27 protein-coding genes are annotated in these 25,668 nt (G+C 68.7%); 10 read left to right on the top strand and 17 right to left on the bottom strand.

Going from position 1 to position 25,668, the window contains the following annotated elements; genetic code table 11:
- Positions 1-42 precede the first annotated feature (42 nt).
- The 7 genes from ACSVC7_RS05560 to pdxH form a co-directional block, all read right to left on the bottom strand.
- Positions 43-1,272: an SLC13 family permease gene (locus tag ACSVC7_RS05560; RefSeq protein WP_448203429.1), complete on the bottom strand. Its 1,230-nt coding sequence runs from the start codon at positions 1,270-1,272 to the stop codon at positions 43-45.
- Between the two features lie 64 nt (positions 1,273-1,336).
- A complete protein-coding gene (locus tag ACSVC7_RS05555; protein ID WP_448203428.1) occupies positions 1,337-2,161 on the bottom strand; it encodes an MBL fold metallo-hydrolase in 825 nt (274 codons plus the stop codon).
- Positions 2,162-2,363: 202 nt separating this feature from the next.
- Positions 2,364-2,708: a hypothetical protein gene (locus ACSVC7_RS05550; protein ID WP_448203427.1), complete on the bottom strand. Its 345-nt coding sequence runs from the start codon at positions 2,706-2,708 to the stop codon at positions 2,364-2,366.
- A gap of 4 nt (positions 2,709-2,712) precedes the next feature.
- Positions 2,713-3,747, bottom strand: a complete 1,035-nt coding sequence (locus ACSVC7_RS05545; RefSeq protein ID WP_448203426.1) for a cache domain-containing protein — start codon at positions 3,745-3,747, stop codon at positions 2,713-2,715.
- 201 nt (positions 3,748-3,948) lie between these two features.
- A complete protein-coding gene (locus tag ACSVC7_RS05540; RefSeq protein WP_448203425.1) occupies positions 3,949-5,340 on the bottom strand; it encodes a methyl-accepting chemotaxis protein in 1,392 nt (463 codons plus the stop codon).
- Between the two features lie 189 nt (positions 5,341-5,529).
- Entirely contained in the window at positions 5,530-6,450 is a 921-nt protein-coding gene (locus ACSVC7_RS05535; RefSeq protein ID WP_448203424.1) for a cation diffusion facilitator family transporter, read from the bottom strand.
- Positions 6,451-6,484: 34 nt separating this feature from the next.
- Positions 6,485-7,198: a pyridoxamine 5'-phosphate oxidase gene (gene pdxH, locus ACSVC7_RS05530; RefSeq protein ID WP_448203423.1), complete on the bottom strand. Its 714-nt coding sequence runs from the start codon at positions 7,196-7,198 to the stop codon at positions 6,485-6,487.
- A gap of 66 nt (positions 7,199-7,264) precedes the next feature.
- Between pdxH and ACSVC7_RS05525 the strand changes: the two genes are divergently transcribed.
- From ACSVC7_RS05525 to ACSVC7_RS05500, 6 genes are all read left to right on the top strand, one after another.
- A complete protein-coding gene (locus ACSVC7_RS05525) occupies positions 7,265-7,723 on the top strand; it encodes an RT0821/Lpp0805 family surface protein (protein WP_448203422.1) in 459 nt (152 codons plus the stop codon).
- A 48-nt stretch (positions 7,724-7,771) separates the two neighbouring features.
- Positions 7,772-8,725, top strand: coding sequence for a DnaJ C-terminal domain-containing protein (locus ACSVC7_RS05520; protein ID WP_448203421.1), 954 nt, complete (start codon positions 7,772-7,774; stop codon positions 8,723-8,725).
- 163 nt (positions 8,726-8,888) lie between these two features.
- Positions 8,889-10,667, top strand: coding sequence for an ATP-dependent zinc metalloprotease FtsH (ftsH, locus tag ACSVC7_RS05515; RefSeq protein ID WP_448203420.1), 1,779 nt, complete (start codon positions 8,889-8,891; stop codon positions 10,665-10,667).
- Positions 10,668-10,791: 124 nt separating this feature from the next.
- Positions 10,792-11,592 (top strand): substrate-binding periplasmic protein, encoded by an 801-nt coding sequence (locus ACSVC7_RS05510; protein ID WP_448203419.1) that lies wholly within the window; start codon positions 10,792-10,794, stop codon positions 11,590-11,592.
- Positions 11,589-13,169, top strand: a complete 1,581-nt coding sequence (locus tag ACSVC7_RS05505) for a SpoIIE family protein phosphatase (RefSeq protein ID WP_448203418.1) — start codon at positions 11,589-11,591, stop codon at positions 13,167-13,169. The genes ACSVC7_RS05510 and ACSVC7_RS05505 overlap by 4 nt, the downstream gene beginning before the upstream one ends.
- A gap of 110 nt (positions 13,170-13,279) precedes the next feature.
- Positions 13,280-14,026: a response regulator transcription factor gene (locus ACSVC7_RS05500; RefSeq protein ID WP_448203417.1), complete on the top strand. Its 747-nt coding sequence runs from the start codon at positions 13,280-13,282 to the stop codon at positions 14,024-14,026.
- A 10-nt stretch (positions 14,027-14,036) separates the two neighbouring features.
- Here ACSVC7_RS05500 and ACSVC7_RS05495 read toward each other — a convergent pair whose 3' ends face one another.
- From ACSVC7_RS05495 to ACSVC7_RS05475, 5 genes are all read right to left on the bottom strand, one after another.
- Complete coding sequence (locus ACSVC7_RS05495) at positions 14,037-14,543, bottom strand: GNAT family N-acetyltransferase (protein ID WP_448203416.1); 507 nt, start codon at positions 14,541-14,543, stop codon at positions 14,037-14,039.
- Positions 14,544-14,565: 22 nt separating this feature from the next.
- Complete coding sequence (locus ACSVC7_RS05490; protein ID WP_448203415.1) at positions 14,566-15,600, bottom strand: sensor histidine kinase; 1,035 nt, start codon at positions 15,598-15,600, stop codon at positions 14,566-14,568.
- On the bottom strand, positions 15,597-15,995 hold the full coding sequence (locus tag ACSVC7_RS05485; RefSeq protein WP_448203414.1) for a DUF1987 domain-containing protein: 399 nt from the start codon (positions 15,993-15,995) through the stop codon (positions 15,597-15,599). Before ACSVC7_RS05485 ends, ACSVC7_RS05490 begins: the two co-directional genes overlap by 4 nt.
- A 41-nt stretch (positions 15,996-16,036) precedes the next feature.
- On the bottom strand, positions 16,037-16,588 hold the full coding sequence (locus tag ACSVC7_RS05480; protein WP_448203413.1) for a SiaB family protein kinase: 552 nt from the start codon (positions 16,586-16,588) through the stop codon (positions 16,037-16,039).
- A 122-nt stretch (positions 16,589-16,710) separates the two neighbouring features.
- A complete protein-coding gene (locus tag ACSVC7_RS05475) occupies positions 16,711-18,486 on the bottom strand; it encodes an ATP-binding response regulator (RefSeq protein WP_448203412.1) in 1,776 nt (591 codons plus the stop codon).
- Between the two features lie 219 nt (positions 18,487-18,705).
- Here ACSVC7_RS05475 and ACSVC7_RS05470 point away from each other — a divergent pair, with 219 nt between their 5' ends.
- The 4 genes from ACSVC7_RS05470 (at position 18,706) to ACSVC7_RS05455 (ending at position 21,600) form a co-directional block, all read left to right on the top strand.
- A complete protein-coding gene (locus ACSVC7_RS05470) occupies positions 18,706-19,728 on the top strand; it encodes a hypothetical protein (RefSeq protein WP_448203411.1) in 1,023 nt (340 codons plus the stop codon).
- Between the two features lies 1 nt (position 19,729).
- Entirely contained in the window at positions 19,730-20,323 is a 594-nt protein-coding gene (locus tag ACSVC7_RS05465) for a hypothetical protein (protein WP_448203410.1), read from the top strand.
- Positions 20,320-20,886: a hypothetical protein gene (locus tag ACSVC7_RS05460; RefSeq protein ID WP_448203409.1), complete on the top strand. Its 567-nt coding sequence runs from the start codon at positions 20,320-20,322 to the stop codon at positions 20,884-20,886. The genes ACSVC7_RS05465 and ACSVC7_RS05460 overlap by 4 nt, the downstream gene beginning before the upstream one ends.
- Positions 20,887-21,282: 396 nt before the next feature.
- The gene (locus ACSVC7_RS05455) at positions 21,283-21,600 is read left to right on the top strand and encodes a DMT family transporter (protein WP_448203408.1); all 318 of its coding nucleotides are present in this window, start codon (positions 21,283-21,285) and stop codon (positions 21,598-21,600) included.
- Here the strand turns inward: ACSVC7_RS05455 and ACSVC7_RS05450 are convergent.
- From ACSVC7_RS05450 to dcd, 5 genes are all read right to left on the bottom strand, one after another.
- Complete coding sequence (locus ACSVC7_RS05450; protein ID WP_448203407.1) at positions 21,590-22,621, bottom strand: SDR family oxidoreductase; 1,032 nt, start codon at positions 22,619-22,621, stop codon at positions 21,590-21,592. The genes ACSVC7_RS05455 and ACSVC7_RS05450 overlap by 11 nt on opposite strands.
- Positions 22,622-22,689: 68 nt before the next feature.
- On the bottom strand, positions 22,690-23,109 hold the full coding sequence (locus ACSVC7_RS05445) for an OsmC family protein (protein ID WP_448203406.1): 420 nt from the start codon (positions 23,107-23,109) through the stop codon (positions 22,690-22,692).
- Positions 23,110-23,174: 65 nt separating this feature from the next.
- The gene (locus ACSVC7_RS05440) at positions 23,175-23,633 is read right to left on the bottom strand and encodes a DUF2948 family protein (RefSeq protein ID WP_448203405.1); all 459 of its coding nucleotides are present in this window, start codon (positions 23,631-23,633) and stop codon (positions 23,175-23,177) included.
- Positions 23,634-23,678: 45 nt separating this feature from the next.
- Positions 23,679-24,983, bottom strand: a complete 1,305-nt coding sequence (gene murA / locus ACSVC7_RS05435) for a UDP-N-acetylglucosamine 1-carboxyvinyltransferase (protein ID WP_448203404.1) — start codon at positions 24,981-24,983, stop codon at positions 23,679-23,681.
- 52 nt (positions 24,984-25,035) lie between these two features.
- Positions 25,036-25,590 carry a dCTP deaminase gene (gene dcd, locus ACSVC7_RS05430; RefSeq protein ID WP_448203403.1) on the bottom strand — a complete coding sequence of 185 codons (555 nt, stop codon included), beginning with the start codon at positions 25,588-25,590 and terminating at the stop codon, positions 25,036-25,038.
- Positions 25,591-25,668: the final 78 nt, after the last annotated feature.

The raw sequence follows: 25,668 nt of genomic DNA, 5'->3' as shown, positions 1-25,668 counted from the left end.
GCGCGATGGGTGGGACGATGGGGTGGGAACGGGCGTCCGGTTTCAGACCGGCCGCATCCAGCCGGTGGCCCACAGCCACAGCACCGCGAAGCCCATGGACAGCAGCGTGATGGGCACGCCGCAGCGCGCGTGCTCAACCAGACCGAGGCGAACACCCACCGCCGCCGCCCGCTCCGCGACGATGATGTTGGCGAGGCTGCCGGGCAGAAGGAGGTTGCCGGCCAGCGTGGACAGCACCGCCAGCCCGTAGAGCGCACCCTCCGGCGGTGCCGGCCACGCCTTCAGCAGCAGGATCACCGCCGGCACGTTGCCGATGCTGTTGCTGGCGACCAGCGCCAGCGGCGCCATGACGGCCAGCCGGTCGGGCAGCAGGCCCGCCGCCTCCAGCCGCCCGACCAGCTCGGTCGGCAAGCCGGTCAAACCCAGCGCGTGGTTGACGGCGAACAGGGCCGCGAACAGCACCAGCAGGTGCCAATCCACCATACCCAGCATGCCGCGCGTGGCGAGCCGACGGCTGACCAGCATGGCTCCGGCCACCAGCAGCACCCCCGTCTCCTGCGGCAGCGACGTGGTGAAAAGCCCGAGCAGCACCAGCGTCGCCACCGCCGCCTTCACCAGCTGGGCACGGTCCAACTCCACGGGCTCCGCCGCGCCGTCGCCGTCCGGCCGGCCGAAGCGGTCGCGCCAGGAGAACCACACCACGCCGTAGACCGCCGCCAGCCCGACCAGCGCCGGGACGCCGCACACACCGGCGAAGCGCCAGAAGTCCAGGTGCCCCATCTGCCCGATCAGGATGTTCTGCGGGTTGCCGATGACCGTCGCGGCGGAACCGGCGTTGGCCGCACCCGCCAGCGCGATCAGGTAGGGGCGCGGGTCCAGCCCGCGCGCGGTCAGCCCGACGCACAGCATCGGCGTCATCGCGAAGACCACCACATCGTTGGCGAGCACCGCCGACAGCCCGCCCGCCACCAGCACGGTCACGGCCAGCAGCCGCGCTGGGGACCGCGCCGCCTGCGCCACGCGCAGCGCGCACCAGTCGTAGAAGCCACTGGCCGCGTATTGGGCCGACAGGACCATCAGCCCGAACAGGATGAACAGGGTCGGGAAGTCGATGGCCTCGACCACCTGCCGGGAATCCAGCGCCCCGATGCCGAGCAGCAGGATGGCGGCCACGAGCGCGATCCCCGTGCGGTCAATGCGCAGGCCGGGAAAGCGCCCCAGCGCCATTCCCAGGTAGGTGGCGGCGAACAGGGCAAGGATGGAAGCGGTCATGACGAAGGAGCGGCGGGGCGGTGGGAAAGGAGCCCCCTCTATACCCACCCGGACCCGAAGGACGCTAGGCCAGCGTCACCGTCGTCCCCTCGCGCGCCGCGAAGCAGTCGGGGAATTCGGCTTGGGCCGCCTTTTCGATCGCCTCTATGGTCGGGTCGTCATGGTCGGGGTCATGGTGGAACAACGCCAGCCGCTTCACGCCCGCGGCCCGCGCCAGCCGCACGCCCTCCATCCAGGTGGAATGGCCCCAGCCGATCCGATCCTGCCATTCCTCGTCGGTGTAGGTGGAATCGTAGAGCACCAGATCGGCCCCGGCGATGAGATCCAGGACATTCTGGTCGGGCTGGTCCGGGACATGCTCCGTGTCCGTCACATAGGCGACCGACTTGCCCAGATGCTCGATGCGGTAGCCGGTCGCGCCGTCGGGGTGGTTCAGCGGGGCCGTGCGGACCTGAATGCCGTCGCCCAGCGAAAAGCTCTGCCCCGCCGCGATCTCCTCGAAATGGATGTCGCTGCCCATGGTCCGCAGCGGCACCGGGAACAGGGGGCGCTCCATCTGGCGGGCCATGACGGCCTCGATGCCCGGATTGCCGCAGAGATGGCCGGACATGATGCGCAGGCGGAAGCCCTTGGTGTAGGCCGGAGCGAAGAAGGGGAAGCCGCTGATGTGGTCCAGATGCGTGTGGCTCATCAGCAGGGTCGCCTCGGTCACACCCTCCTTCAGCAGTTGCTTGCCGAGCATGCGGATGCCAGTCCCGGCGTCGATCAGGATGCGCTGGTCGCCGGCCTTGACCTCGACGCAGCTGGTGTTGCCGCCGAAGCCCATGTGCGAGGGGATCGGGCACGGAACGGTGCCGCGCACCCCCCAGAAGGTGACCGAAAAGCCCATGCCGACCTCGCCCCGCGGCGCCGTTTCAAACCCGGTCCGGCGAACGGCCCATCGGCCGGCCCGGCGGACCGTCAACGTCGCAGTTTAGCATGGATTTCACAAAGCGCGGTGATGGCCGTCACAGCCGCGGACGTCTCCTTGGAGGGTGTTCCGCCACCTCTTCCGATGTGCGATCTGGGCCGATGTACGTCCCAGTGCGCACTCAGGTCGTCGCGAGGATGTCTTCGACCAGCCGTTCGCAATCGCGGCGCTGAAAACAGCGTTGGCAGCCGTAGTCGGTACAGCTCAGGCCGGACCGCAGGACGGTCAGGCCGTCCACCAGCCGGTCCTTCGTTTCCTTGGAAATGACATCGGCGAGCAGGACGTCGCTGACGGCCTGCCCGATGATGTCGGTTTCCCCTTGGCGCTCGTTCACGGTCAGCCTGAACATCTGCATGATCAACACCATCGGATGATGTTGAATACCAACATGTGGCTGTTTCAGCAGGATTTCAGGACCGAAATCAAACAGCGATGAATTGCGGCAAAAGGAAACGTCTGGCTGCAACGGCTCAGCCCCGCGCGGTGATGGACTCCTGCACAATGACGCCGTACCAGCCCAGCCCCTTGTAGGTCTCATAGCCGGGGGTCAGCGCGAAGCCCACCACGCTGCCCTTGTCGTCGGCGTAGCTGCCCTGGCTGTGGTGTTCCGTGCGCAGCGGAAATGTCTCCGACAGCACGCCGCGCCGATCGGAAGCGGCGATGACGCGGTGCCTGCGGTCCACCAGAAGGCAGCGGGTCTTCGCCCGCTCCTCCTCCGTCAGGCGGACGGAATCGACGACGCCCTGCGACTGGGTCTGCCAGTCGAAGAAGATGCCCAGCACGCCGACGACCGCGCCGTTCTCCTCACCGCCCTCGCGGATGGCGGTGGCGTAGGTGGCCACGGTACCGTGGTCCAGCAGGTCGTTGACGGCGATGTCGGACACCGCGAACTCGCCGCCGCTGCGGGTCGCCATGGCGTCGCGGAACCAGGATTCCCCGGCGACCGAGCTGCCGACGGCGCGCCGGTAGCGGTCGGGCCGGCCGTTCGCCAACACCACCCCGTGCCGGTCCACCACCCACAGGTCGAGATACACGGTGTAGGCGCCGAGGATGACGGCAAGCCGCCGGGAGGCGTGCGCGCAATGGGCCGGCGTCGGGGCGGCCGCGCAGTCCACCACCGCGCTGTCCGTCGCCCACCAGCGCACATCGCAGGACCGCTCGTAAAGGTTGCGGTCCATGATGTCGATCATGTTCAGCGCCAAGTCGGCCAGCCGCCCGCCGCGAAGCTGCGACACCAGCTTTTTGCCGAGCGTGTTCAACTCGTCGGTCTGGAGGGCCATCTGGCCGCGCAACTCGTCGCCGATGCCGGTGATCCGTTCTGAGATGGCCTTCACCTCCTGGGCGACCACCGCAAAGCCACGCCCAGCCTCTCCCGCGCGCATCGCCTCGATCAGGGCGTTCAGGGCCAGAATTTTCGTCGTGTTCGTAACGGCCTGAATTTCGTCCATCTTGCGCGTGGCAAGGTCGGACACCGCACGCGAGAGCGCCACGATACGTTCGGGCATGGTCATCACCTCCGAAGTTTTTCGGTGACGACTCCCTCGGAAAGCCAAACGGATCACCCCGCTGGCTCGATCAACTTTCCGCAACCCACCCGATTTGGATTGTCATCAAATTTTCGGAAAACCGCAACGCTTAAGCACAAGGGGTATGACAAGATGCCCTGCGACGCAATGTCATACCCCTGTGCTCGTCCGAACCGACCGTCAGACTTTGTAGGCCACGCGCAGGCCACCCCAATGCCGGCCACGGACCGTGATCGGCGCGGAGACGTCCTTCATCAGCGCGTACTTGCCGCCGCCCATGTCGCGCCGATAGGTCTGCAGCAGGAAGGGCTTGGTGTTGCGCCCGGCGGCAAGCCCGACCCGGTCGTTGAAGATGCGGCGGTTGCGGCAGTTGGCCGCGTTCCACACGGCGTCGGAGCGCTGGGGCTGGCTGAACTTCCGGTTGTGGGTCGGCAGATAGCCGTTGGTGTCCACCGCGACGCAGAAGACGATCCGGTCGTTCTGGCCGAGCAGCGGTTCCTGGACCGTCGGCAGCACGCGGTCGCAGAATTCGGTGAAGCGGGTCAGATGCTGCTGCGGGTCGCTGCCGGGGACGGGCCGGTAGCTCTGGTCGAACAAATCCGTCTCGCTGATTTCGCCGCGCGCCACCGCATCCTCGAAGCTCGCGGAGATGCGGGAGGCCGCATCGCGGACCAGCCGGATGAAGGGCGTGTCCACCGTCTCCACGTCCAGTTCGGCCGTGATGCCGATCAGGCGCTCGCTCATGCCCAGCAACGTGTTCACGCGGTCGCGCGCCTGGGCGAGGTTGTCGCTGGAAAGCTGCACGCCGACGGCCAGATCGCTGATCTCGTGCTCCAACTCCTCGCAGTTGGCGCCGATCTCGGCGGAGGCGGCGTCGATCTTGTCGGTCTCGGTGTGCAGTTCGGTCATGGCGCGGCCGACCGTCTCGATCACCGTGCCGATGGCGGTCGTGCCTTCGCTGACCGCGCGGGCCTTGGTGGCGCTGGCGGCGCTCTCGGCCATCAGCCTTTGCGCCTGATCGTTCAGGTACTTCAGCGTGGCGTCGATCTCGGTCGTCGCTTCGCTGGTCTTCTTGGACAGGGCCTTCACCTCGTTCGCCACGACGGCGAAGCCGCGCCCCGCCTCGCCGGCGCGAGCGGCCTCGATGGTGGCGTTCAGCGCCAGCAGGTTGGTCTGCTTGGCGATGACGAAGATTTCCTTGGCGACCTTGCCGACGCGGTCCAGCGCTTCCTGAAGCCCGGCGATCTGCCCTTCCATGCCCCCCACGGCGGCGACGAGGGAGTGGATGTCGGACATCGACTTCTGCACGCGGTCGTGGGAGGATTCGACCTCCTGCCGGGCCTGCTCCGTCACCGTGCGCGCCACCGTGGCGGCGGCGGAGATGCGCTCGGTGCTCTGCGTCATCTTGCTGCCGGTTTCGCGCAACTGCGCAAACACGTTCGCCTGATGGCCCAGCCGGCCGTTGACGTCCTCGACATGCCCGGCGATGTCGGCGATCTCGATTCCGAGATTGCCCGCTTCGGTGGCAATGTCCGCAATCAGGTGAACGCGGTTGCCGAACGCACTGTCCATTTCTACCGCCGTATTGCCTGTCACAGAGTGTGGAAAATTACCGTAATGACGCGATTATTCCCCGTTTCTTTCAAATTCGCAACAGTGGTCGAGGTAAGCCTTTCTCGTCCATTGGAATGTCACACCCGACAAACCCTGTTCGTATGCCACCGTTGATATCTGACGTCCGGCGGTCGGCCACCCGGTGGATCAGCCGACGCGGCCTTCCGCAATCCTATGGTCCAGCCGCTCGTCCTGCAGGCCGGCGGGCTCCTGGTGGATCATCACCTCGGCGTGGAAAAAGGCCTCGCGCAGTTCCGTCTCGATGCGGTCGGTGATGTCGTGGGCCGCGGCGACGGTGATCTGCGGGTCGAGTTCCAGGTGCAACTCGATGAAGGCGCCCATGCCGGTGCTGCGCGTGCGCAGGTCGTGCACGCCGCGCGCCTCGGGATGCGCCGTGACGAGGGCGAGGATGCGCTGGCGCTCCTCCTCCGGCAGTTCGCGGTCCATCAGGACGTTCAGCGCCTCCATCCCGACGCCGCGCGCGCCGTACAGGAGGAAGGCGGCGATCCCCAGCCCGAACAGCGGGTCGAAGGCGCCGATGCCGGTCCAGCCCGTCAGCAGGATGGCGACGATCACCGCCGTGTTCATCAGCAGATCGCCCGAGTAGTGCAGGCGGTCGGCTCCGATCGCGACGGAGCCCGTGGCCTTGATGACGTGCCGCTGGAAGGTGATCAGCCCGGCGGTCAGCAGGATGGACAGCAGCATCACCCCGATGCCGACCGCCCCTTCCCCCACCGGTTCCGGGCGGATGAGGCGGCGCACCGCCTCGATCGTCAGGAACAGGGCGGAGCCGCCGATGAAGGCCGCCTGGGCCAGGGCCGCCAGCGCCTCCGCCTTGCCGTGGCCGAAGCGGTGCGCCTCGTCCGGCGGCCGCAACGCCGCCCGCACGCCCAGCAGCGTCACGACCGACGCCAGCAGGTCGGTGCTGGAGTCGATCAGGGATGACAGGATGCTGACCGAGTCGGTCGCCAGATAGGCCAGCAGCTTCGACGCGATCAAGGTTGCCGACACCGACACGCTGGCGTAGGTGGCGTACCGGCGCAGCCGGTGAGTGTGCGTTTCGGTCATCGGTCCCTTCGGCCCCGTGGCAGATGAGACCGTTTTAGGGGTAAAGACGCTCCGTCGTCCACCGCGCCTCCGTCGCATCGCCCTCGCCCGCACGGGTGTAGAGCACCCGCTCGTGCAGGCGGAAGGGCCGGTCCTGCCAGAACTCGACGCGGCGCGGCAGGATGCGGAACCCGGTCCAGTGCGGCGGGCGCGGCACAGCCCCCAGCCCGAACTTGGCGGCGTACTGGGCGACGCGCTTCTCCAGTTCCCACCGGCCTTCCAGCGGGCGCGACTGCTGCGACGCCCACGCGCCGATGCGGCTTTCCCGCGCGCGGCTTTCGAAATAGGCGTCGGCCTCGGCATCCGTGACCTGCTCCACCGCGCCCTCCACGCGGACCTGGCGCCGCAGCGTCTTCCAGTGGAAGCACAGCGCGGCGTTCGGGTTCGCCAGCAGCTGCTCGCCCTTGCGGCTTTCCGTGTTGGTGTAGAAGACGAAGCCGCGCGGGTCGATTCCCTTCAGCAGCACCATGCGGACGGACGGCACGCCCTGCGCGTCGGCGGTGGCCAGCGCCATGGCGTTGGGGTCGTTGGGCTCGGTCCGCCCCGCCTCCTCCAGCCATTCCTGGAACAGTTCGTATGGATCCCGATCCTTGGTCTCGCTCATGATCCCCTCTTGCGCGCCCTTTCGCGGCGCCTGGTGCTGGTGTGCTTTGGGGTTGAAATGCCGGTCACAGCTTCGTCCCAATTCACAGATAGCATAGGCTCGCATATATCAGTGTCCACCGGCGCTTTGCCCGGAAGGCGCGCCGACATTTAACCGTTCGAGGCACCATCGATGTTCGTGAAGAAACTCCTCCCGGCCGCCGTGGCCGTCGCCCTGCTCGCGGGTTGCGCAAACACTCCGAAGGAAGCCGCCAAGGAGGAAGGCGTCGTCGTCGGCCCCATCATGACGCAATACGGTTCGGGCACGGGCAAGGTGGCCTCTTCGGGCGTGGGCACGCTGCTCGGCGCCTTCATCGGGCGCGGGGTGAAGATCGACGACGCCGACGTCAGCTACGCCGAGGGTGCCGCCCGCCGCGCCTACGGCGCCCCGATCGGCGATCCGGTCGGCTGGTCGAACCCCCAGACGGGCCACTCCGGTTCCGTGACCACGATCCGCGAAGGGTACAACAGCGCCGGACAGTATTGCCGCGAATTCAAGCAGGCTGTGGCCGTCGGCGGCAAGACGGAATTGGGCTACGGAACCGCTTGCAAACAGGCCGACGGTGCGTGGAAGATCGTCGCCAACTCGTAACATCGTTGCCCCGGGCTTCGGGGCGGGAAAGCTTTGGCCGTAGACAGCATGCGTGACCCTTATCAAATACTCGGGCTCAGCCGTTCCGCGAGTGCCGACGACATCAAGAAGGCGTACCGCAAGCTCGCCAAGGAACACCACCCCGACCTGAAGCCGGGCAACGCCGGCAATGAGGAGCGCTTCAAGGAGATCTCGGCGGCCTACACGCTGCTGTCCGATCCCGAGAAGCGCGCCCGCTTCGACCGGGGGGAGATCGACTCCTCCGGCCAGGAACGGCACCACGGCTTCGGCGCCCGCTCCCACGCCTATTCGGGCGGTGGTCGAAGCCGCGGCTTCGGCGGCGGAAGCGACGACTCCTTCTTCGGCGGCGAGGACTGGTTCTCCGACCTGTTCGGCGGCGGACGCCGGCGCGGCGCCGGCCAGCAGGCCGGCGGCGGGACCGGTGCGGGCGGCGGGCCGCGGGCGCGCGGCAGCGACATCGCCTACTCGGTCACTGTTCCCTTCATCGAGGCGGCGCAGGGCACCAAGCGGCGCGTCAACCTTTCCAACGGCAAGAGCATCGACGTCACCGTGCCGCCCGGCACCGAGGACCAGCAGAAGCTGCGCCTGAAGGGCCAGGGCCTGCCGGGCACGGGCGGTGGTGCTGGCGACGCCATCATCGAGGTGCATGTCGAGCCGCACCCCTACTTCACCCGCCAGGGCGCCGACATCCATGTCGAGGTGCCGATCACCCTGAACGAGGCGGTGCTGGGCGCCAGCATCCGCGTGCCCACGGTCAGCGGCCCGGTCGCGGTGAAGGTCCCGCCGGGGTCCAACACCGGCTCCACCCTGCGCCTGCGTGGCAAGGGCGTGATGAATCAGACGACCAAGCAGCCCGGCGACCAGTATGTGAAGCTGAAGGTCGTCCTGCCCGACCCGCCCGACGCCGAACTGGTGAAGTTCGTTGAGGAATGGGCCAAGACGCGCAGCTACGACGTGCGCAAGAAGGCTGGGTTGGATTAAGCCGGATATGGTCCAGGTTGAGTTTCGGCGGCGCCTTAACTCAACCTACACCTTTATGTCAAAGAAAAGCCCTGACCGGAAAAGAGGTTGATGCGGCGGCCTTACGCCTTCATCAATGGCGGTGAATTGCCCGAAACGGTTTTCGCCGCTTGCGTAGGACGTCATGCCGCCGATCCCCAAAAAAGTCATCGTCGCCCTTTCCGTTATTGCCGCGCTTCTGCTTGCCTGGTTTGCCTTCGCGGCCTGGTCCGACTATTCGCATGAACGCGCCGAGGAGATGGCGACCTACAGCGACTTCGTGTCGGCGGCCGAGCGGGGCGAAATTGCCTCCGTCATCTTCCGCGAGGACGGCGCCCACGCCGCCACCACGGACGGCAATCGCCTGCGCGTCGTCGTCCCGGTCACCGACGACCTGATGAAGGAGCTGCGCGCCCGCAAGGTCGCCATGACCTTCGACGATGGGCCGGGCGGGCTGGTGCCGCGCACCATGGACGTGCTGGACAAGCTGGCGCCCTTCCTGGTGGTCGGACTGCTGCTCGGCGCGCTGCTGCTCAGCGGCGGGCAGTTCATGGGCATGGGCCGCGCCACCCGCGTCCGCCCGCGTGACACCCGCACGGTGTTCGCCGACGTGGCCGGCGTGGACGAGGCCAAGGAGGAACTGCGGGAGACCGTGGAGTTCCTGCGCGACCCGCGCCGCTTCGCCATGGCCGGCGCCCGGGTGCCGAAGGGCATACTGCTGGTCGGCCCGCCGGGCACCGGCAAGACCATGCTGGCAAAGGCCGCGGCCGGCGAGGCCGGCGTGCCGGTCTTCACCGCGTCGGGCTCCGACTTCGTGGAGATGTTCGTCGGGCTGGGGGCCGCGCGCGTGCGCAACGTCTTCAAGACGGCGCGGGCCAACGCCCCCTGCATCCTGTTCATCGACGAGGTGGACGCGCTGGCCGGCAAGCGCGGCGAGTCCAACTCCCACTCCGAGCGGGAGCAGACGCTGAACCAGCTTCTGGTGGAGATGGACGGCATCGTGGACGGCGGCGACGTGGTGGTCATCGCGGCGACCAACCGTGCGGAGATGCTGGACCCCGCCGTCACCCGCCCCGGCCGCTTCGACCGCCACATCCACGTCGCCCTGCCCGACGTGGCCGGGCGCGAGGCCATCCTGGGCGTCCACACCGGTCGCCTCCAGCTCGCCGCCGACGTCTGCGTGCGGACGGTGGCGCGCGGCACGCCCGGCTTCTCCGGCGCGGAGCTTGCCAACCTGACCAACGAGGCCGCCCTGTCCGCCGCGCGCAACGGGCGCGTGGTGGTCAACATGGGGGATTTCGAGGCCGCCAAGGACCGCGTCCTGCTCGGCAACGAGCGGCGCAGCCTCGCGCTCTCCGACCATGAGCGCCGCCTGACCGCCTATCACGAGGCCGGCCACGCGCTGGTCTCCATCCGCTGCCCGGAGGCCGACCCGATCCACAAGGCCACCATCATCCCGCGCGGCCGCGCGCTGGGCATGGTCGTGCGCCTGCCGGAAGGCGACCGGGTGTCGGTCTCACGGGCCAAGCTGCTGGCCGACATCGCCGTCGCCATGGCCGGCCGTGCGGCGGAAGAGCTGATCTTCGGCGACGATGCCGTGACCACCGGGGCGGAGGCCGACTTCCGCGCCGCCACCGATCTGGCGCGCCGCATGGTCACCGCCTGGGGCATGAGCGAGGCCATCGGCTTCGTCGCCCACGCCGGCAACGACCCCGCCGTCGTCCGGTCGGAGCGCACCGCCTGGCGCATCGACGAGGAGGTCCGCCGAATCACCGATGAGGGGATGGAGCGCGCGCGCCGCATCCTGCTCGCCAACCGCGCGGCGCTGGAAGGGATCGCCATCGCTCTGCTGGAGCGCGAGACGCTGAGCGGCGCGGAAATCGGCGACCTCGCCGAGCATGAGCGGGAAACCGAAGCGGCCTGAGCGAGGAAATGCGCGTCGGGTCCACCGACGCGCATTGCCGCAGCGCCGCATACGGGGGTAAATTGAGCCGACGTTAACCGGCATACATATATTCGTATACGCATGATCAGGTGTGGGACCGAGAATGGCTGATGGAATCGCCCGGCGGACGGCCATGGGCCTCGCCTTCACCGCCGTTCTCGCTGCGTCGCTTGGGAGCGCGAATGCCGCGACACCCGCGCAGCCCGTCCCCGTGAAGGTCGGCGCCTACGAGTTCCCACCCTACGTGAACGAGGCCGGCGACGGCGTCACGCGCGGTTTCGTCGATCTGCTGAACGCCGCGCAGTCCGACTTCCGGTTCGACCTGATCCGCACCTCCCCCCAGCGCCGCTACGAGGATCTGGAACAGGGTCGCTTCGACCTGATCGCTTTCGAGAGCATCGCCTGGGGCTGGGCCGGGCGTCCGGTGGAGGCGTCGCGCAGCTTCTTTCGCGACGCGGAGGTCTTCGTCGCCAAGGCCGGTCCCGGCGTGGACCAATCCTTCTTCGACAATCTCCAGGGCAAGTCGATCCTCGGCCGTTTGGGCTACCATTACGCCTTCGCCGGCTTCGACGCCGACCCGGCGGTGCTGGAGAAGCGCTTCAACACCCGCCTGACCACGACGCACGAGGGGAACGTGCGCAGCGTCGTGGCGGGCCGCGCCGCGCTGGCCATCGTCACGCGATCCTTCCTGACGCGCTTCCTGAAGGCCAACCCGGACCTCGCCGCCCAGCTGCTGGTGTCCGACCGCACCGACCAGATCTACGACCACACCATCCTCGTCCGCCGAGGCGCGCCCGTCACCGCCGCCTGGGTGAACGCCACGCTCGACCGGCTGGAGGCCGACGGCACGCTGGCGGGCTTCTGGGCGCGCCAGGGGATCGCCCCCCAGGGAATCGCCCCATGACGGCGCCGCGCAGCCTGCCCGAGCAACGGCGCGGCCGGTCGCTGCTGACGCGCGTCGGCGCCACGATCATGGTGACCGCGGTGACCGTCGGCGTGATCGCCGTTGGCGTTTCCGCCAGCGTCGTCGGGCGGCAGCAGGAGCAGGCGCTGGTCCGCCGCGCCGAGCTGGTCGCGGCCATGCAGGCCGACGCGCTGGCCGCACCGGTGTGGGAGTTCGACGAGCGCGCGGTGCGCACGATGATCGAAGCCCTGCGCGAGCGCGACCCGGCCATCCGCTCCGTCGCGGTCCTTGAACCCGGCCGGACCGAAGCCTTCGCCGAAACCGGCGGAGCGGGGCCGAACTCCGGATCCGTCACGGTCGAGTGGCCGATCCTCCTGCGGGGCGGCGATGGGCTGACCCGCAAGGTCGGCACACTGCGCCTCCTCTACTCCACGGCGGAGGTGCAGGAGGGCACGCTGAAGGCGCTGCTGCCCGTGGTCGGTCTGTTGCTGCTGTCGCTGGTGTCCGTGGTCGCGATCATCAGCGCGATGCTGAACCGCGTCGTGCTGCGCCCCCTGGGCCGGCTGACCCAGGCCGCCCAGGACATGGCGCACGGCGACTACGGCGCCCGTCTGGCGACCGAACGGGCGGACGAGATCGGTGTGCTGACCCGCAGCTTCAACCACATGGCGGAGACGGTCCAGGACTACACCCAGACCCTGGAAAGCCGCGTGCGGGAACGGACGGAGGCGCTGGCCGACATCAACCAGCGGATCATGGACAGCATCAACTACGCCCAGCTCATCCAATCCTCCATCCTGCCGAAGGCGGAGGTGCTGGAGGACGGCCTGGACGGGCATTTCGTGCTGTGGCGCCCGCGCGACGTGGTCAGCGGCGACTTCTACTATTTCCGCGCGGTCGGGGATGGCTTCCTCATCGGGGTCGCCGACTGCACCGGCCACGGCGTGCCCGGCGCCTTCATGACGATGACGGCCAGCGCCGTCATGAACAACATCGTCGATTCGATGGGTGCCGCCGACCCCGCCGCCCTGCTCGCCGCCGTGGACCGGAAGGTGCGCGCCGCCCTGCACCAGGACGGCACGGCGTCCAGTTGGGAGGGTGGCTTCGACAACGGGCTGGACCTCGCGCTGTGCCTCGTCCGGCCGGCGGAGGGACGGATGGTCTTCGCCGGCGCGCGCCTGCCGCTGTGGATCGCCGGGCCGGACGACCTTGCCGAGATCCGCCCCGACCGTCGCAGCCTCGGCTACCGCAGCACCGGCGGCGAGCCCGCCTTCACGAATCACGTCGTCCATCTCTCCGCGGACCAGACCTTCTATCTTTGCACCGACGGGCTGACCGACCAGTGCGGCGGGGAGCGCGGCCGGAGCTTCGGCAAGCGGCGCCTGCGGGAGGTCATCGAAAGCTGCCGCGGCCTGCCGCTGGACGCGCAGAAGGCCATCATCGAGACGAGCCTCGCGGGCTTCCAAGGCGATCAGCCCCAGCGCGACGACATCACGATGGTCGGCTTCCGGGTCCCTCCGGCCGCAACCGGCGCGCATCCCAAGGGTGCGGACACGCGCGAAACCGCGTATTTTTAAGTGCGAATGCCCTCGGGATTGGAAGCGTCTCGACGGGTCATTCGAATTCCTATAATTTCCGCGCCGGTTGAGACGGTTTGCTTGAGCCGGGATCGGAGGAGCGAAAGATCATGGCGCCGGTCACGATCGTTGTCGTCGAGGACGAGACGTCGCTTCGCCGCGACTTGGTCGAGTATCTGCGCGGCTGCGGATTCGACGCCATCGGCGCGAAGAACGGGCGTGAGCTTGACGAGGTCATGGCGTCCCGCTCCGTTGCGGTGGTGATTCTCGACATCAACCTGCCGGGCGAGGATGGATTCAAGATCGCCACGCGCCTGCGCGAAACGCCCAGCATCGGCATCATCATGGTCACGGCCCGCGGCTCCACCGTGGACCGCGTGGTCGGGCTGGAGATCGGGGCCGACGCCTATCTGGTGAAGCCGGTCGAGATGCGGGAGCTCGAAGCCCAGGTCAAGGCGCTGCTGCGCCGCCTGGAGAACGCCGCCGCCCCGCCCCGCCCCGTCGCACCTCAGGTCCAGCCGGCTCCCGCGGGCGCACCGTCCGCTCCGGAAGAAGCGAACTGGGTGCTGGACGCCACGGACTGGTCGCTGACCAGCCCCACCAGCGTGCGGATCAGCCTGACCAGCATGGAGATGAAGCTGGCCTCCCTGCTGGCCGGGCAGGCCCGCCAGCCGGCGACCCGCGACCAGATCTCCCAGGCGCTGTACAACCGCCGCTGGAACCCCGACGACCGCTCCATCGACACGGTGGTCGGCCGTCTGCGCCACAAGATCGAAGGCGCCATCGGCGGCCCCGCACCGCTGAAGTCGGTGCACGGCGTCGGCTACGTGTTCTCGGCTCCCGTCCGGGTGATGTGAACGCCCGCGCTCAGAACGCCAGCACGTAGCGCGCGTAGGGTGCCCCGGCGATCGGCGGCAAGTCCCTGTCCTTCACGAAGCCCATCCGCAGGTAGAGCGGAAGCGCCACGGTCATGGCCGGACTGGTGTGCAAGCCGATGCACTCCGCACGGTCCCTCTTCGCGCGGCGGATGCACTCCTCCGTCAAGCGGCGCCCAATTCCCCGGTTGCGGTGCGCGGGGTGGGTCACCAGCATGCGGATCGACGGCCATCCTTCCGGAAAGATGTCCGGATTGGACGCCGTTGGCGGCATGTAGCACACCGCACCGAGGATCGCGCCCCCATCGGCCGCGACGATCAACTGCCCTTTCTGGGCCAGGCCGGACATCCTCGCGACCGCTGCCAGCATGCCGTCCCACAGTTCCGGGTCGTAGCCGTCCTTCAGCACGTGCCACGACGCGACGGCCAGCGCGTCGACCGCATCATGCTCCTCCGCGACAGCGTCTCTGATGTCGTAGGCCACGATGTCGTAGGTCACCCTACCCTCCGTTCGGCATGATTCACGACGAAGCGCTCTCCCCCGGCGTGTCCTTCGGAAAGGTCAGGACGAAGCGGGTACCCTGCCCCGGCAGGCTTTCCACCGAAATCGCGCCTTTCAGCGCGCCGACGGTCAGATTGTGCACGATGTGCAGGCCAAGCCCGCTGCCGCCCTCGCCGCGGCGGGTGGTGAAGAAGGGGTCGAAGACCTGCGGCAGATGGTCGGCCGGGATGCCGCGGCCATTGTCGCCGTAGGTCAGGCGGACCGTGCCGGGAACCGGCTCCTCCACGGTGACGGTCAGGTGGCCGGCCTGCCCCTCCGCATAGGCGTGCGTCAGGGAGTTCATGACGAGGTTGGTCAGGATTTGCGACAGGGCGCCGGGATAGCTGTCCACCACCAGATCGTCCGGACAGGCGACCGAGATGCCGTGCCCGCCCTGGCGCAGCTTCGGCTCCAGGCTGACCAGGGTTTCCTGGATGTAACGGCGCAGGTTCACGGCGCGGCGTTCTGCGCTGGCGCGGTCCACGGCCACCTGCTTGAAGCTGGCGATCAGCCGCGCCGCCCGCTCGCAGTTGTCGAGGATCAGGGCCGTGGTGTCGGTGGCGGTCGCCAGATAGCGGTTGAAGTCCGCCTTGCTCAACGCCCCCTCCTGCATCCGCCCGCGCAGATGCCCGGTGGCGTCGGCGAGGTGGGACGCGCAGGAGACGGCGATGCCCACGGGCGTGTTGATCTCGTGCGCCACGCCGGCCACCAGCGCGCCGAGCGAGGCCAGCTTCTCCGCACGGACCATGGCCTCTTGCGCCTCGCGCAGGTGGGCGAGCGCGGTTTCCGCCTCCTGCCTCCGGCGTTCCGCCTCCTGGTTGGCGGAGCCGAGCTGCGCCTGCAGCCGGTCGCTGACGCGCACCAGACGGCGCTGCTCCCGCGTGCTGCGCCGGAAAGCCTCGACCAGCGCGTCGAAGTCCGCGCGCAGGTCGGGGGCCGCGGCGCCCAGCCTCTCCCCCAGAAGGCGGGCCTGCTCGATGGCCTGCTCCTCGGCGGCGAAGAGGTTGAAGGTCATGGCGCGCCGTCGGCCGGAAGCTGCTTCAGGGTGAAGGAGACGTGACGCAAGTCCTCCGCGAAGTCCTCACCGAGTTCCTGCATGGACTCGTCGTTCTCCTCGTAGAACCACGTCACGGCGATGGAGCGCCCGTCGCGGGCCGCCGTCTCCAGCATCTGGAGGATGTTCATCAGGGCCTTGGCGCTGGAGCTGTTGAAGTACAGCAGTTCCATGTCGAAACGCACCGGCGCGTCGCCGGGCTCCACCAGGAATGCGCGCAAAGCTCCGAAGATCGGTCCGAAGAAGGTCGCGACGTCGTCGGGGTAGGATTCTCCGCTGAGGCGGAGGATGCCGGCCGGGAAATCGAAATCGACTTCGGGGGTGCGACCGGTCGCGGGGATTTTCAGGGGTTCCATGCGCTGGCGTTCCATGATCGTCCGGGTGTCCACAACCGATCTCAAATCCGAACCTTGAGGCAGAAGAAGCTTCTGTCCGCGTCCATCGCGTGGAAATCATACTCGATGGGCTCGCTGGCGCGCCGGGCGATCTCGATCAGGCCGATGTTGGCGCCCCGGCTGCCTTCCTCCGGACACTCGCGCAGCTGTTCGCGGTAAAAGGTCTTGATCGCGTCCTTGTCCAAGCCCTTCAGGTAATCCAGCCGTTCGCGCAGGCGCGGCACGTCGCCGTTGTGCACCGTGTTGCCGCAGACGATGAAGACCTTGCCGCCTTCCATGCCGATGATGACCATGCCGGCGCTCAGTTCCACCGGCTTCGTGCTGGCGCCCGTCACCTTTTCCGCCGAATAGCGGATGATGTTCTGCATCTGCTCGACGAAGACCGAGAAGACGCGGCGCACGGTCGGCCCGTCCGTCTCCTCCAGCGTCATCTTCTCGCGCAGCGCCTCGCCGAGGGAGTAGAGGATGCCCTCCGACAAATACCCGCTGAACGAGAAGATGATGCCCTTGTCGTCCAGGTCGCGTTTGATGGCGGCGTATTGCTCAGCAAGCATGATGCCTTCCACGGAACTCCGGTCAGAGTGCAAAAGGTAGGGTGCAAAAGGTTTGGCGCGGTGCCGGCGCCGACTATCTCACCGCCCCGGCGAAAGGGCCACGGTCTTTCGCGCAGGCTCGGCTAAATCCCGATCGGCAGCCGTACGCGGAAGGTGCTGCCCCGCCCGACCGCGCTGTCCACCGCGATGGAGCCGCCGTGCAGCAGCACGATCTGCTGGACCGTGTGCAGCCCGATCCCGGTCCCCGGCACGCCGGCCGAGCCCGATCCCCGGTAATGGCGGTCGAACAGCAGGGAAAGCTCGTTTTCCGGGATGCCCCGCCCCTGGTCGGCCACGGACAGTTCCACCATGTCGCCGTCCGCGCGTCCCTGGATGGACACCACGCAGTCGGGGTCGGAGTATTTCAGCGCGTTGTTCAGCAGGTTCCCGAACAGCATCGCCAGCAGGTGCCCGTCGGCCATCAGCACCGGCGGCAGTCCGTCGAGGTCCAGCCGCAGGTCGCAGCCGGGATAGGCGGCGCGGAAGGGTTCCACCACGGAGCGCAGGAGCGCGCCCGGATCGACCGCCGCCTTCTGCACGGGCAGCGTGCCGACCTGAAGACGCTCGTCGGTCATGTGCTGGTCGATCAGGCCGGTCAGGCGCTGCACGCTGCTGCGGATGACGCGCAGCCGGTCCAGCGCCTCCGGGTCCACGCGCTCGGCGCGGAGCGCCAGCATCTGCGCGGCGCTGTCGATGATGGCGAGCGGCGTGCGGAACTCGTGGCTGACCATGGTGACGAACTGGCGCTGGCGCTCCCGCGCCGTCAGCTCGGCGTCCAGCGCGCGCTCCACGCGCTCCTTCGCGGCGACCAGCGCCGCCTGGTTCGCCGCCAGCTCCGCCGTGCGCGCCTCGACGCGCCGTTCCAGCGACTGGTTCAGCGCCACCATGTCCTCGTACAGGCAGACGTTGTCGAAACCGATGGAGACGCGGTGGCAGAACAGCTCCAGCATGCGGTGGTCGTCCTCGCCGTAGGGCTCGGGCCGCTCCAGCGCGAAAACCGTGGTCCCGTGCTCCCGCGTGCGGAAGGCCAGGATGCAGCGGTCGGCGCCGAAGGCGCTGCGCTGGGTCTCGAAGGCGTCGATCACGATGGCAGCCAGATCGGGCGGCAGCGCCCCGGCCGCCGGCTTCCCGATCAGGCGGGCAAAGCGGCCGGAGCCGGACACCACCGTCGCCCGCCCCTTCCCGTCGCCCCGGTCCACCATGCGGCAGGCCAGCACCGCGCCGCCGCCGTTGTCCACGACCTTGGACAGCTGGTCCACCAGCTCTTCCACCAGCGCCCGCATGGAGCGCGTCTCGAACAGCGGCGCGGAGGCGCTCAGGATGCGCTCCAGCCCCTGGCGGTGCCGTTCGATGGTCACGATGTCGCGCCACGCCCGGAGCGCGCTGACCAGCGTGGTGTAGAGCCGTTGCGCCGTCAGCTCGCTCTTGGACTTGTAGTCGTTGATGTCGTAGGCGACGACGACGTCGCGCTCCGGCGCCTGGCCGGGCTGGCCGGTGCGCAGCACGATGCGCATGCGGCGGTTTCCCAGATCCTCGCGGATGAAGCGGACCAGCCGCAGCCCGGCGTCGTCCGTTTCCATCACCACGTCGAGCAGGGCCACGGGGATGTCGGGCCGGACCGCCAGCACGGACCGGGCCGCCGCCGCCGACAGGGCGCTGATGACCTCGAACGGCCGCCCCTCGAACTCGAAGTCGCGCAGCAGCACCTCGGTCATGGTGTGGACCTGCGGGTCGTCGTCCACCACCAGAATCGGCCAGGGTTCCGCGACCCGCGCCGGTTGGGCGGAATCATCGAGCGTTTCATCACCAGGGCCGAACAGCGGCTCGTCGTCCAGCTCCTCGCCCAGTGCGCGGCTCATCCACTCCCCCCGAATCACCCCGACAAACCTCAAACGACAGCCCTTAAGGGGCCAACGCCCCGCCGTCCAGGACTGTCTCAACTTGTCACAAATTGCAGCACGTCGCTGAAAGGCGTCACGGAATGGCGACGATCCTCATCATTGCTGCATACCCAAGTATTAATGCGCCCCAGTATACTCCAAAAAATGAAGGGAAATAGGATGGGGCTGGAGCGGACGATGACGGCTGCCGGACGGTACGACACCCTTCAACGCCTGTTGTCGCGCCTGGATCGGCGGACGCGCGACCGGCTTTTGGAACATCTGGCCACGATGCCTCCGGCGCGGGGCCGCGCGGCGTCGCCTATGCGGGCGATGCTGCTCCAACTCTGCAACCGGCGCCGGGCGCACAGCCGCCGCCTGTGGGCGCGTTGGCTGGAGCCGGTGACCTTGCGCGACCCGGCCCTGCTCGCCATCGCCACGCCCCTGCCCGGCTGCATCCACCTCGCCGACACCGCCGGCTGGTGGGCCGCCCTGTCCCGGCGCATGGGCGGCACGCCCGCCGATATCCAGCACGGGGTCGAGCGTCGCCTCGCCCATGCCTCCCTCGACGGCGTGCTGACCTCCGACGAGGCCACCGGCTGGTCGGAGGCGCTGCGCGAACGGTCGCTGGAGGTGATCCGTTCCCTGCGCAAGGACGCTGGCGCCCGAATGGCCTTCCTGGAGGACGCCAACGCCGAGCGGGCGCTTGCAGCGGAGGCTCTGTCGCCGTCCGGCGATGCGCCGCAGCGGACTCTCGGGGACCTTGACCTGGACACGCTCACCACCGCCTTGAGCGTGGCGCCCGCGTGGCAGCGGCTCGGCGGGCGGGCCGCCACGATGGAGGTGGACGACCTGCTCGCCTCCGTGCGGAGCGCCCTGACCAGTGGCGGGATTTCGCCCGACGCCATGGCGCTCTACGCCGTGGCGGGGCTGTACGCGCGGCGCGACCCGCTGCTCGGCGCCGCCCTGCGCGCGCTGCTGCCGCTGCCGCTGGTCGAGGCGGCCGTTGCAGGGCTGTCCGCCGGCGCGGAGGACTTCCGCCTTCCCCTTTCGGAACTGGAGCCGATGAGCGGCACGCAGGTGCGCGGGCTGGACGGCGGGCTGCGGGCGCTGTTCGATGCGGCCATGGCGTCCGGCCATCCGCTGTCCCCGGCGGACGCCAAGCGGCTCGGCCGGGCGCTGGCCGGGGTGGTGGACGTTCACGCCCCGACGGGGCCGTGACGTGACCGCCGCGGACGTCTTCGCGCTGTCGGTGCTCGCCCTGGGGGTTGGCGCGCTTGGGCTGTCGGTCGTGCACGAAGCGGCGCGGATCACCGCGGTGGGTGCCCGCACCGCCTTGGCCCGCGGGAAAATCCAGGCGAGGACGGAGGAGCTGAAGGCCCTCAAGGGCCAGATCGCCGATGTGGAATCGCGCGCCGACCTGCAGCAGGCGACCTTCGAGCGTTTGGCGGCCGAGCGCGGCCGGATCAACGGCCTCATCAACTCGATCAAGGCGTCGAAGGTCGCCGTGGTCCACGAGCTGGGCGACCCGGAGAGCGGCGGGACGCTGTACGAATGCGACCTGCGCACCGTCCCCGACTTCAACCGGATCGACCCGCGCAACCTGCTGTTCGCCCGCGAAATCTGGGACCGCCGGAACATCGCCCATGTCTGGGCCGACACGCCGGAGGCCGCGCAGGCCGCGGTGCAGCGCGCCTTCACCGCCCGCTCCGGCGTGCTGCCGACGAAGCTCCAGCGCGCGGAATTCACCGGCGCAAATGGGGGCGCAAATGGGGGCGCAGACGGGGGCGGATCCGGATCGGGGGACGCGGCATGACCGCCCTCTGCCTCTACGCCGCCATTCTGCTGATGGTCGCCAGCGTCGTGGTCAACCGCAAGGGGGAGCGGCGCGTCAAGGCGGGACGGGAGAGCCTGAGCCTCGCCGACAAGGATTTGCGTGCGCTGGAGCAGCAGTTCCTGGAGTGCGGAAAGGCCCTGGACCTCGCCCAAAACCGCCTGACCGTGCTGGACGAGCGGGTGGCGGAGGCTGAAGCGCTCGTCCGGACGCTGGAGCGGCAGTTGGAGTCCTGCCAGAAGGCCCCCGCCGAACGCTATTACGTCTTCGACCGGCTGGAGCCGCGCCCCGGCACGATCTGGGAAGTGCCGGTGCGGCGGATGCCCGGCGTGCCCCCTGGCGGCGCGGCGATGGCGAGCGCTTGGCGCGACGGCCGCACCTATCTGCTGGCCGCCACCACCCAGCGGGAAGCCCTGGAGCGGGCCAGCCAACGCTTTCCCCGCATCAGCGGGTTCGAGGTCGGCCCGGCCACCGCCTGCCGCCTGTTCCAGACGGCGTGCTCGGCCTCTCTCCCCAGGGAGGCACCGGAGCGCAAGCGGGCCTGAGCCCGTTTGTGGGCCGCGCCACAGCGCCCGATGGTATCGCGCGCGTAGGATACCGGCAATGCCAGCCCCTTTCCTCCGGTCCACGCCATGCCGCACCATCCGCCGCACCGCCCTGTGCCTCCGCCGCCAGTTCCCGCTCCGAAGCCGACGCGCCGGCGTCCCAAACGCCTTCCGTTGGACGACCACAGCTGCCCGCGCCGTGAGGTCGCCGTGCTGAGCGAAACCGACAGCGGTGTCCATTGGAACCACCCCTGGGACAAGGCTTGACCGGAAGCGGCCCATCCCTATATCCGACGCGCCTGCCCGTGAGGACGACCTCACCGCGCCATGCCGGGTTCCGGCACAGGGGGGAGCATGGCGGGGACGACCCTGCCTCCACGGTTCCGGAGGTGCCCCATGGCTTGGGCCGCCCTGTTCTTCGCCGGCCTGTTCGAAGTGGGCTGGGCCATCGGCCTGAAGCTGACGGACGGCTTCACCCGTCCCCTGCCGACCATCCTCACCATCGGCTGCATCGTGACGAGCCTTGGTCTTCTGGGGCTGTCGCTGAGGAGTCTGCCGCTCGGCACGGCCTACGCCGTGTGGACCGGCATCGGCACGGTCGGCACCGTGCTGCTCGGCATCTGGCTGTATGGGGAGTCCGCCGACGCGCTGCGGCTCGGCTGCATCGCCCTGATCGTGGCGGGCGTCGTCGGGCTGAAGCTGGTCACGCCGTAGACGGCTCCCGCTCCAGCGCCGCACGCGCGGCGTAGCCGAGCCCGCCGACCACCGCCAACCCGGCCAGGAAGGCGATGCCGCGCGCCGCCTTTCCGGTGGTGGTCAGCGTTAGATGCTTTTCCTGGTCGATGAAGCGCCCGTGCGTACGGTGCAGGTCACGGACCGGCTGGAACAGGTTGTCCGGACGGTCGTGCCGGTCCTCCTCGTCCGTCTCCTGCCCTTCGAAGGCCATGGCGGCGACCCGGTGGTCGGCGAAGGCCGGCGAGGCGTGGGTGCCCAGGATCGCCTCCACGGTCGAGAAGCCCAGCCAGTGCTCCCGCTTCGGATTCTCGGCCGCCGCGACGATGGCGAGGCCGATGTCTTCCGGATCGTAGATGGTGCCGACCGGCTTGGCGCGGTGCGGCATGTGGCTGCGCGCCCAATCGAACTGCGGCGTGTTGACCGCCGGCAACTGCACCATGGACAACTGCACGTTGCTGCCGTCGTGGATCAGTTCGGTGCGCAGGCTGTCGAAGAAGCCGCGAATGGCGCTCTTGGCGCCGCAATAGGCGGCCTGCAATGGAATGGAGCGGTAGGCCAGCGCCGATCCCACCTGGAGAATCGTCCCCCGGTCGCGCGGCAGCATATGGTGCAGCGCCGCCATGGCGCCGTGCGCGGATCCGAGATAGGTGACCTCGGTGACCCGCCGAAGCTCCTCCGGCGACAGGTCGCGCACGCGGCCGAACACCGTCACCATGGCGTTGTTGACCCAGACATCGATGGGACCGAGCGCGCGCTCCACCGCGTCCGCGGCGGCGAACATGGCGTCGGCGTCGGCCACGTCCGCCGGGATCACCAGCGCCTTGCCACCGAGTTGCTCAACCTCGACCCGCACATCCTCCAGCGCCTCGCGCGAACGGGCAATCAGGCCGATGGACGCCCCCCACTGCTGGGCGAAGGCCAGCGCTGTGGCGCGGCCAACCCCGGCGGAGGCTCCGGTGACGACGACCACAGGGCGGGAGGCGGGACGGTGCGGGGCCATGGGCGAACCTCTCGACGGCGGGACAACTCACGCTGCCCCAACTCCCCAAACGGCCCGCCGGTTCCCGTTTACTGGGCCTCGACGATCTCGAAATCGTGGGTGATCGCGGCGGTGGCGCCCAGCATGATCGAGGCGGAGCAGTATTTTTCCGCCGACAAGGAAATGGCGCGCTCCACCTTCGCCGGATCGAGCCCGCGGCCGGTCACGACGAAGTGGACGTGGATCTTGGTGAAGACCTTGGGATCGGTGTCGGCGCGTTCGGCCTCGATCTCGGCCACGCAGTCGGTGACGGCCTGCCGGCCCTTCTCCAGGATCATCACCACGTCGATAGAGGTGCAGCCGCCCATGCCGATCAGCAGCATTTCCATCGGCCGGATGCCGAGGTTGCGCCCGCCGACCTCCGGCGCGGCGTCCATCACGACGGCATGACCGCTGCCGGACTCGCCGACGAACATCTTGCCCTCGACCCACCTCACACGCGCCTTCATGGCGGATTCTCCTTGTCCGTTTTTCCCTTTACCCCCTCGCCCGCCTCCGGCGGGAGAGGGAGTTATTATTCCTCAAGCGGATGGCAGGGCTTGCAGGTGGTCGGCCAGGGCTCGCCCAGGTCTTCCACCCAGCAGCACCACGCGCTCCCGTCCAGCCGGATGCAGCCGCCGCCCGCGAAGTGCAGCACCACCCCGCCCTGCACCGCCTCCAGCGTCAGCAGTTCGAGGATCTGCTTGCGGTTTTTCAGGTCGATGTCCTTGACCTTGGCGCCGGTCACCCCCTCCACGCGCACGCCGCAGTGGACACGCTCGTAGGGGGTGAGGTCGTCGTCGTCCGCCGAGGGGCCGGGGCGCGGCTGGTCGGCGGCCTCCCACCGGAAGCGGTTGACCACCATCGCGAAGCGCTTCTCGTCCGGCAGGAAGCACATGTCGCCGATGGGCACGATGGCGTCCTGAAGACAGGCGGAGACGACCTTCAGGTCTTCCTCGTCCTGGGCGCGCAGGCGGATCGGCGTGACGGTCATCGGATTCCTCGGGCTATGGCTGCGGACGGCGGAGCCGGGACGCGCTCAGTCGTCCTCGGCCCGGATGCGTTCGATGTCCGCGCCGCAGGCCGCCAGCTTCTCTTCCAGCCGTTCGTAGCCACGGTCGAGATGGTAGACGCGGTTGACCGTCGTCTCCCCCTCGGCCGCGAGGCCGGCGAGAACCAGCGACACCGACGCGCGGAGATCCGTCGCCATAACGGGCGCGCCGGTCAAACGCTCCACCCCCCGGACGAGGGCGGACGAACCGTGCACCGTAATGCGGGCTCCCATGCGCATCAGCTCGGGCGCGTGCATGAACCGATTCTCAAATATGGTCTCGGTGATCATGCCTGCACCCCTCGCCGTGCACATCAGCGCCATCATCTGGGCCTGAAGGTCGGTGGGGAAGCCGGGGAACGGCTCGGTCATCACGTCGACGCCGACCAGTTCGCCGTTCGCCCGCGACACGCGGATGCCCGCCTGACCGTCGCGGTCGATCTCCGTGAACGCGACGCCGGCCGGGGTCAGCGCCTTCACCGCCGCCTTGATCAGGTCCATGCGGGTGTTCAGGATGTCCAGCGTGCCGCCGGTCATCGCGGCGGCCATGGCGTAGGTGCCCGTCTCGATGCGGTCCGGCACCACCATGTGGCGGGCGCCGTGCAGCCGGTCCACGCCCTCGATGGTCAGGCGGTCGGTGCCGAGGCCGGTGATCGTCGCGCCCATCTTGACCAGGCACTCGGCGAGGTCGGTCACCTCCGGCTCGCGCGCGGCGTTGACCAGCACGGTCGTGCCCTTCGCCAGCGTGGCGGCCATCAGCAGGTTCTCGGTCGCACCGACGGAGACCTTCGGGAACACATACTCCGCCCCGCGCAGGCCGCCCTTCGGCGCCTTCGCGACGATGTAGCCGCCCTCGATCTGGATGTCCGCACCCATGGCCTCCAGGCCCTTGATGTGCAGGTCCACCGGACGCGCGCCGATGGCGCAGCCGCCGGGCAGCGACACCTTGGCCTCGCCGCAGCGGGCGAGCAGCGGCCCCAGCACCAGCACGCTCGCCCGCATCTTGCGGACGAGGTCGTAGGGCGCCGTCGTGTTGGTGATGTCGCGGGCGGTGAAGTCCACCGCGCGGCCCGCGCACTCCCCGCCGGCCCCGGCCATGTGGATCGCCACGCCGTGCTGGAGCAGCAGGTTGCACAGCGTGTTGATGTCCGCGAGGATCGGCAGGTTGGTGAGGGTCAGCGTCTCCTCGGTGAGGAGGGCCGCCGTCATCAGCGGCAGCGCGGCGTTCTTGGCGCCGCCCACCGTGATGGACCCGTGCAGGGGCTTGCCGCCGCGAATGCGGATCTTGTCCATGAAGCTGTCTTGTCCGGTCTGAAACTGTCAATAAGGGCTGTGGCCCGGCGGATTACAACCGGGGCAGCGTCACTCCCTTTTGGCCCATGTACTTGCCGGACTTGTCCGCGTAGGAGGTCTCGCAGACGCTGTCCCCCTTCAGGAACAGGAACTGGCAGAGGCCTTCGTTGGCGTACACCTTCGCCGGCAGGGGCGTCGTGTTTGAAATCTCCAGCGTGACGTGGCCTTCCCATTCGGGTTCCAGCGGCGTCACGTTCACGATCAGGCCGCAGCGCGCGTAGGTGCTCTTGCCCAGGCAGATCACCAGGACGTCGCGCGGGATGCGGAAATACTCCACCGTGCGGGCCAGCGCGAAGCTGTTCGGCGGAATGATGCAGACGTCCACCTTGCGGTCCACGAAGCTGCTGTCGTCGAACTCCTTCGGGTCGACGATGGCGTTGTCCACATTGGTGAAGATCTTGAATTCGTCGGCGACCCGCGCGTCGTAGCCGTAGGACGACAGCCCGTAGGAGATCACGCCCGCGCGCTGCTGCTTCTCGACGAACGGCTCGATCATGCCTTTGGTCTCGGCCATCTCGCGGATCCAGGTGTCCGGCATGATGCCCATCGTCGGGTACTCCTCGGGTCTTGCGTGGGGTTGAATCTACAAGGCGTTGTAGCGGAGCATGCGGGCGCGCTCAAGCTC

The sequence above is a fragment of the Azospirillum mesophilum genome (assembly GCF_053470405.2).
This window is presented reverse-complemented; position numbering and strand designations above follow the sequence as displayed.

What these genes read in the sequence shown, in the direction of transcription:
- ACSVC7_RS05560 (WP_448203429.1), bottom strand. Translation starts at nt 1,272, where the DNA reads ATGACCGCTTCCATCCTTGCCCTGTTCGCCGCCACCTACCTGGGAATG.
- ACSVC7_RS05555 (WP_448203428.1), bottom strand. Translation starts at nt 2,161, where the DNA reads ATGGGCTTTTCGGTCACCTTCTGGGGGGTGCGCGGCACCGTTCCGTGC.
- ACSVC7_RS05545 (WP_448203426.1), bottom strand. Translation starts at nt 3,747, where the DNA reads ATGCCCGAACGTATCGTGGCGCTCTCGCGTGCGGTGTCCGACCTTGCC.
- ACSVC7_RS05540 (WP_448203425.1), bottom strand. Translation starts at nt 5,340, where the DNA reads ATGGACAGTGCGTTCGGCAACCGCGTTCACCTGATTGCGGACATTGCC.
- ACSVC7_RS05535 (WP_448203424.1), bottom strand. Translation starts at nt 6,450, where the DNA reads ATGACCGAAACGCACACTCACCGGCTGCGCCGGTACGCCACCTACGCC.
- pdxH (WP_448203423.1), bottom strand. Translation starts at nt 7,198, where the DNA reads ATGCGAGCCTATGCTATCTGTGAATTGGGACGAAGCTGTGACCGGCAT.
- ACSVC7_RS05525 (WP_448203422.1), top strand. Translation starts at nt 7,265, where the DNA reads ATGTTCGTGAAGAAACTCCTCCCGGCCGCCGTGGCCGTCGCCCTGCTC.
- ACSVC7_RS05520 (WP_448203421.1), top strand. Translation starts at nt 7,772, where the DNA reads ATGCGTGACCCTTATCAAATACTCGGGCTCAGCCGTTCCGCGAGTGCC.
- ftsH (WP_448203420.1), top strand. Translation starts at nt 8,889, where the DNA reads ATGCCGCCGATCCCCAAAAAAGTCATCGTCGCCCTTTCCGTTATTGCC.
- ACSVC7_RS05510 (WP_448203419.1), top strand. Translation starts at nt 10,792, where the DNA reads ATGGCTGATGGAATCGCCCGGCGGACGGCCATGGGCCTCGCCTTCACC.
- ACSVC7_RS05505 (WP_448203418.1), top strand. Translation starts at nt 11,589, where the DNA reads ATGACGGCGCCGCGCAGCCTGCCCGAGCAACGGCGCGGCCGGTCGCTG.
- ACSVC7_RS05500 (WP_448203417.1), top strand. Translation starts at nt 13,280, where the DNA reads ATGGCGCCGGTCACGATCGTTGTCGTCGAGGACGAGACGTCGCTTCGC.
- ACSVC7_RS05490 (WP_448203415.1), bottom strand. Translation starts at nt 15,600, where the DNA reads ATGACCTTCAACCTCTTCGCCGCCGAGGAGCAGGCCATCGAGCAGGCC.
- ACSVC7_RS05485 (WP_448203414.1), bottom strand. Translation starts at nt 15,995, where the DNA reads ATGGAACCCCTGAAAATCCCCGCGACCGGTCGCACCCCCGAAGTCGAT.
- ACSVC7_RS05480 (WP_448203413.1), bottom strand. Translation starts at nt 16,588, where the DNA reads ATGCTTGCTGAGCAATACGCCGCCATCAAACGCGACCTGGACGACAAG.
- ACSVC7_RS05475 (WP_448203412.1), bottom strand. Translation starts at nt 18,486, where the DNA reads ATGAGCCGCGCACTGGGCGAGGAGCTGGACGACGAGCCGCTGTTCGGC.
- ACSVC7_RS05470 (WP_448203411.1), top strand. Translation starts at nt 18,706, where the DNA reads ATGACGGCTGCCGGACGGTACGACACCCTTCAACGCCTGTTGTCGCGC.
- ACSVC7_RS05460 (WP_448203409.1), top strand. Translation starts at nt 20,320, where the DNA reads ATGACCGCCCTCTGCCTCTACGCCGCCATTCTGCTGATGGTCGCCAGC.
- ACSVC7_RS05455 (WP_448203408.1), top strand. Translation starts at nt 21,283, where the DNA reads ATGGCTTGGGCCGCCCTGTTCTTCGCCGGCCTGTTCGAAGTGGGCTGG.
- ACSVC7_RS05450 (WP_448203407.1), bottom strand. Translation starts at nt 22,621, where the DNA reads ATGGCCCCGCACCGTCCCGCCTCCCGCCCTGTGGTCGTCGTCACCGGA.
- ACSVC7_RS05445 (WP_448203406.1), bottom strand. Translation starts at nt 23,109, where the DNA reads ATGAAGGCGCGTGTGAGGTGGGTCGAGGGCAAGATGTTCGTCGGCGAG.
- ACSVC7_RS05440 (WP_448203405.1), bottom strand. Translation starts at nt 23,633, where the DNA reads ATGACCGTCACGCCGATCCGCCTGCGCGCCCAGGACGAGGAAGACCTG.
- murA (WP_448203404.1), bottom strand. Translation starts at nt 24,983, where the DNA reads ATGGACAAGATCCGCATTCGCGGCGGCAAGCCCCTGCACGGGTCCATC.
- dcd (WP_448203403.1), bottom strand. Translation starts at nt 25,590, where the DNA reads ATGGGCATCATGCCGGACACCTGGATCCGCGAGATGGCCGAGACCAAA.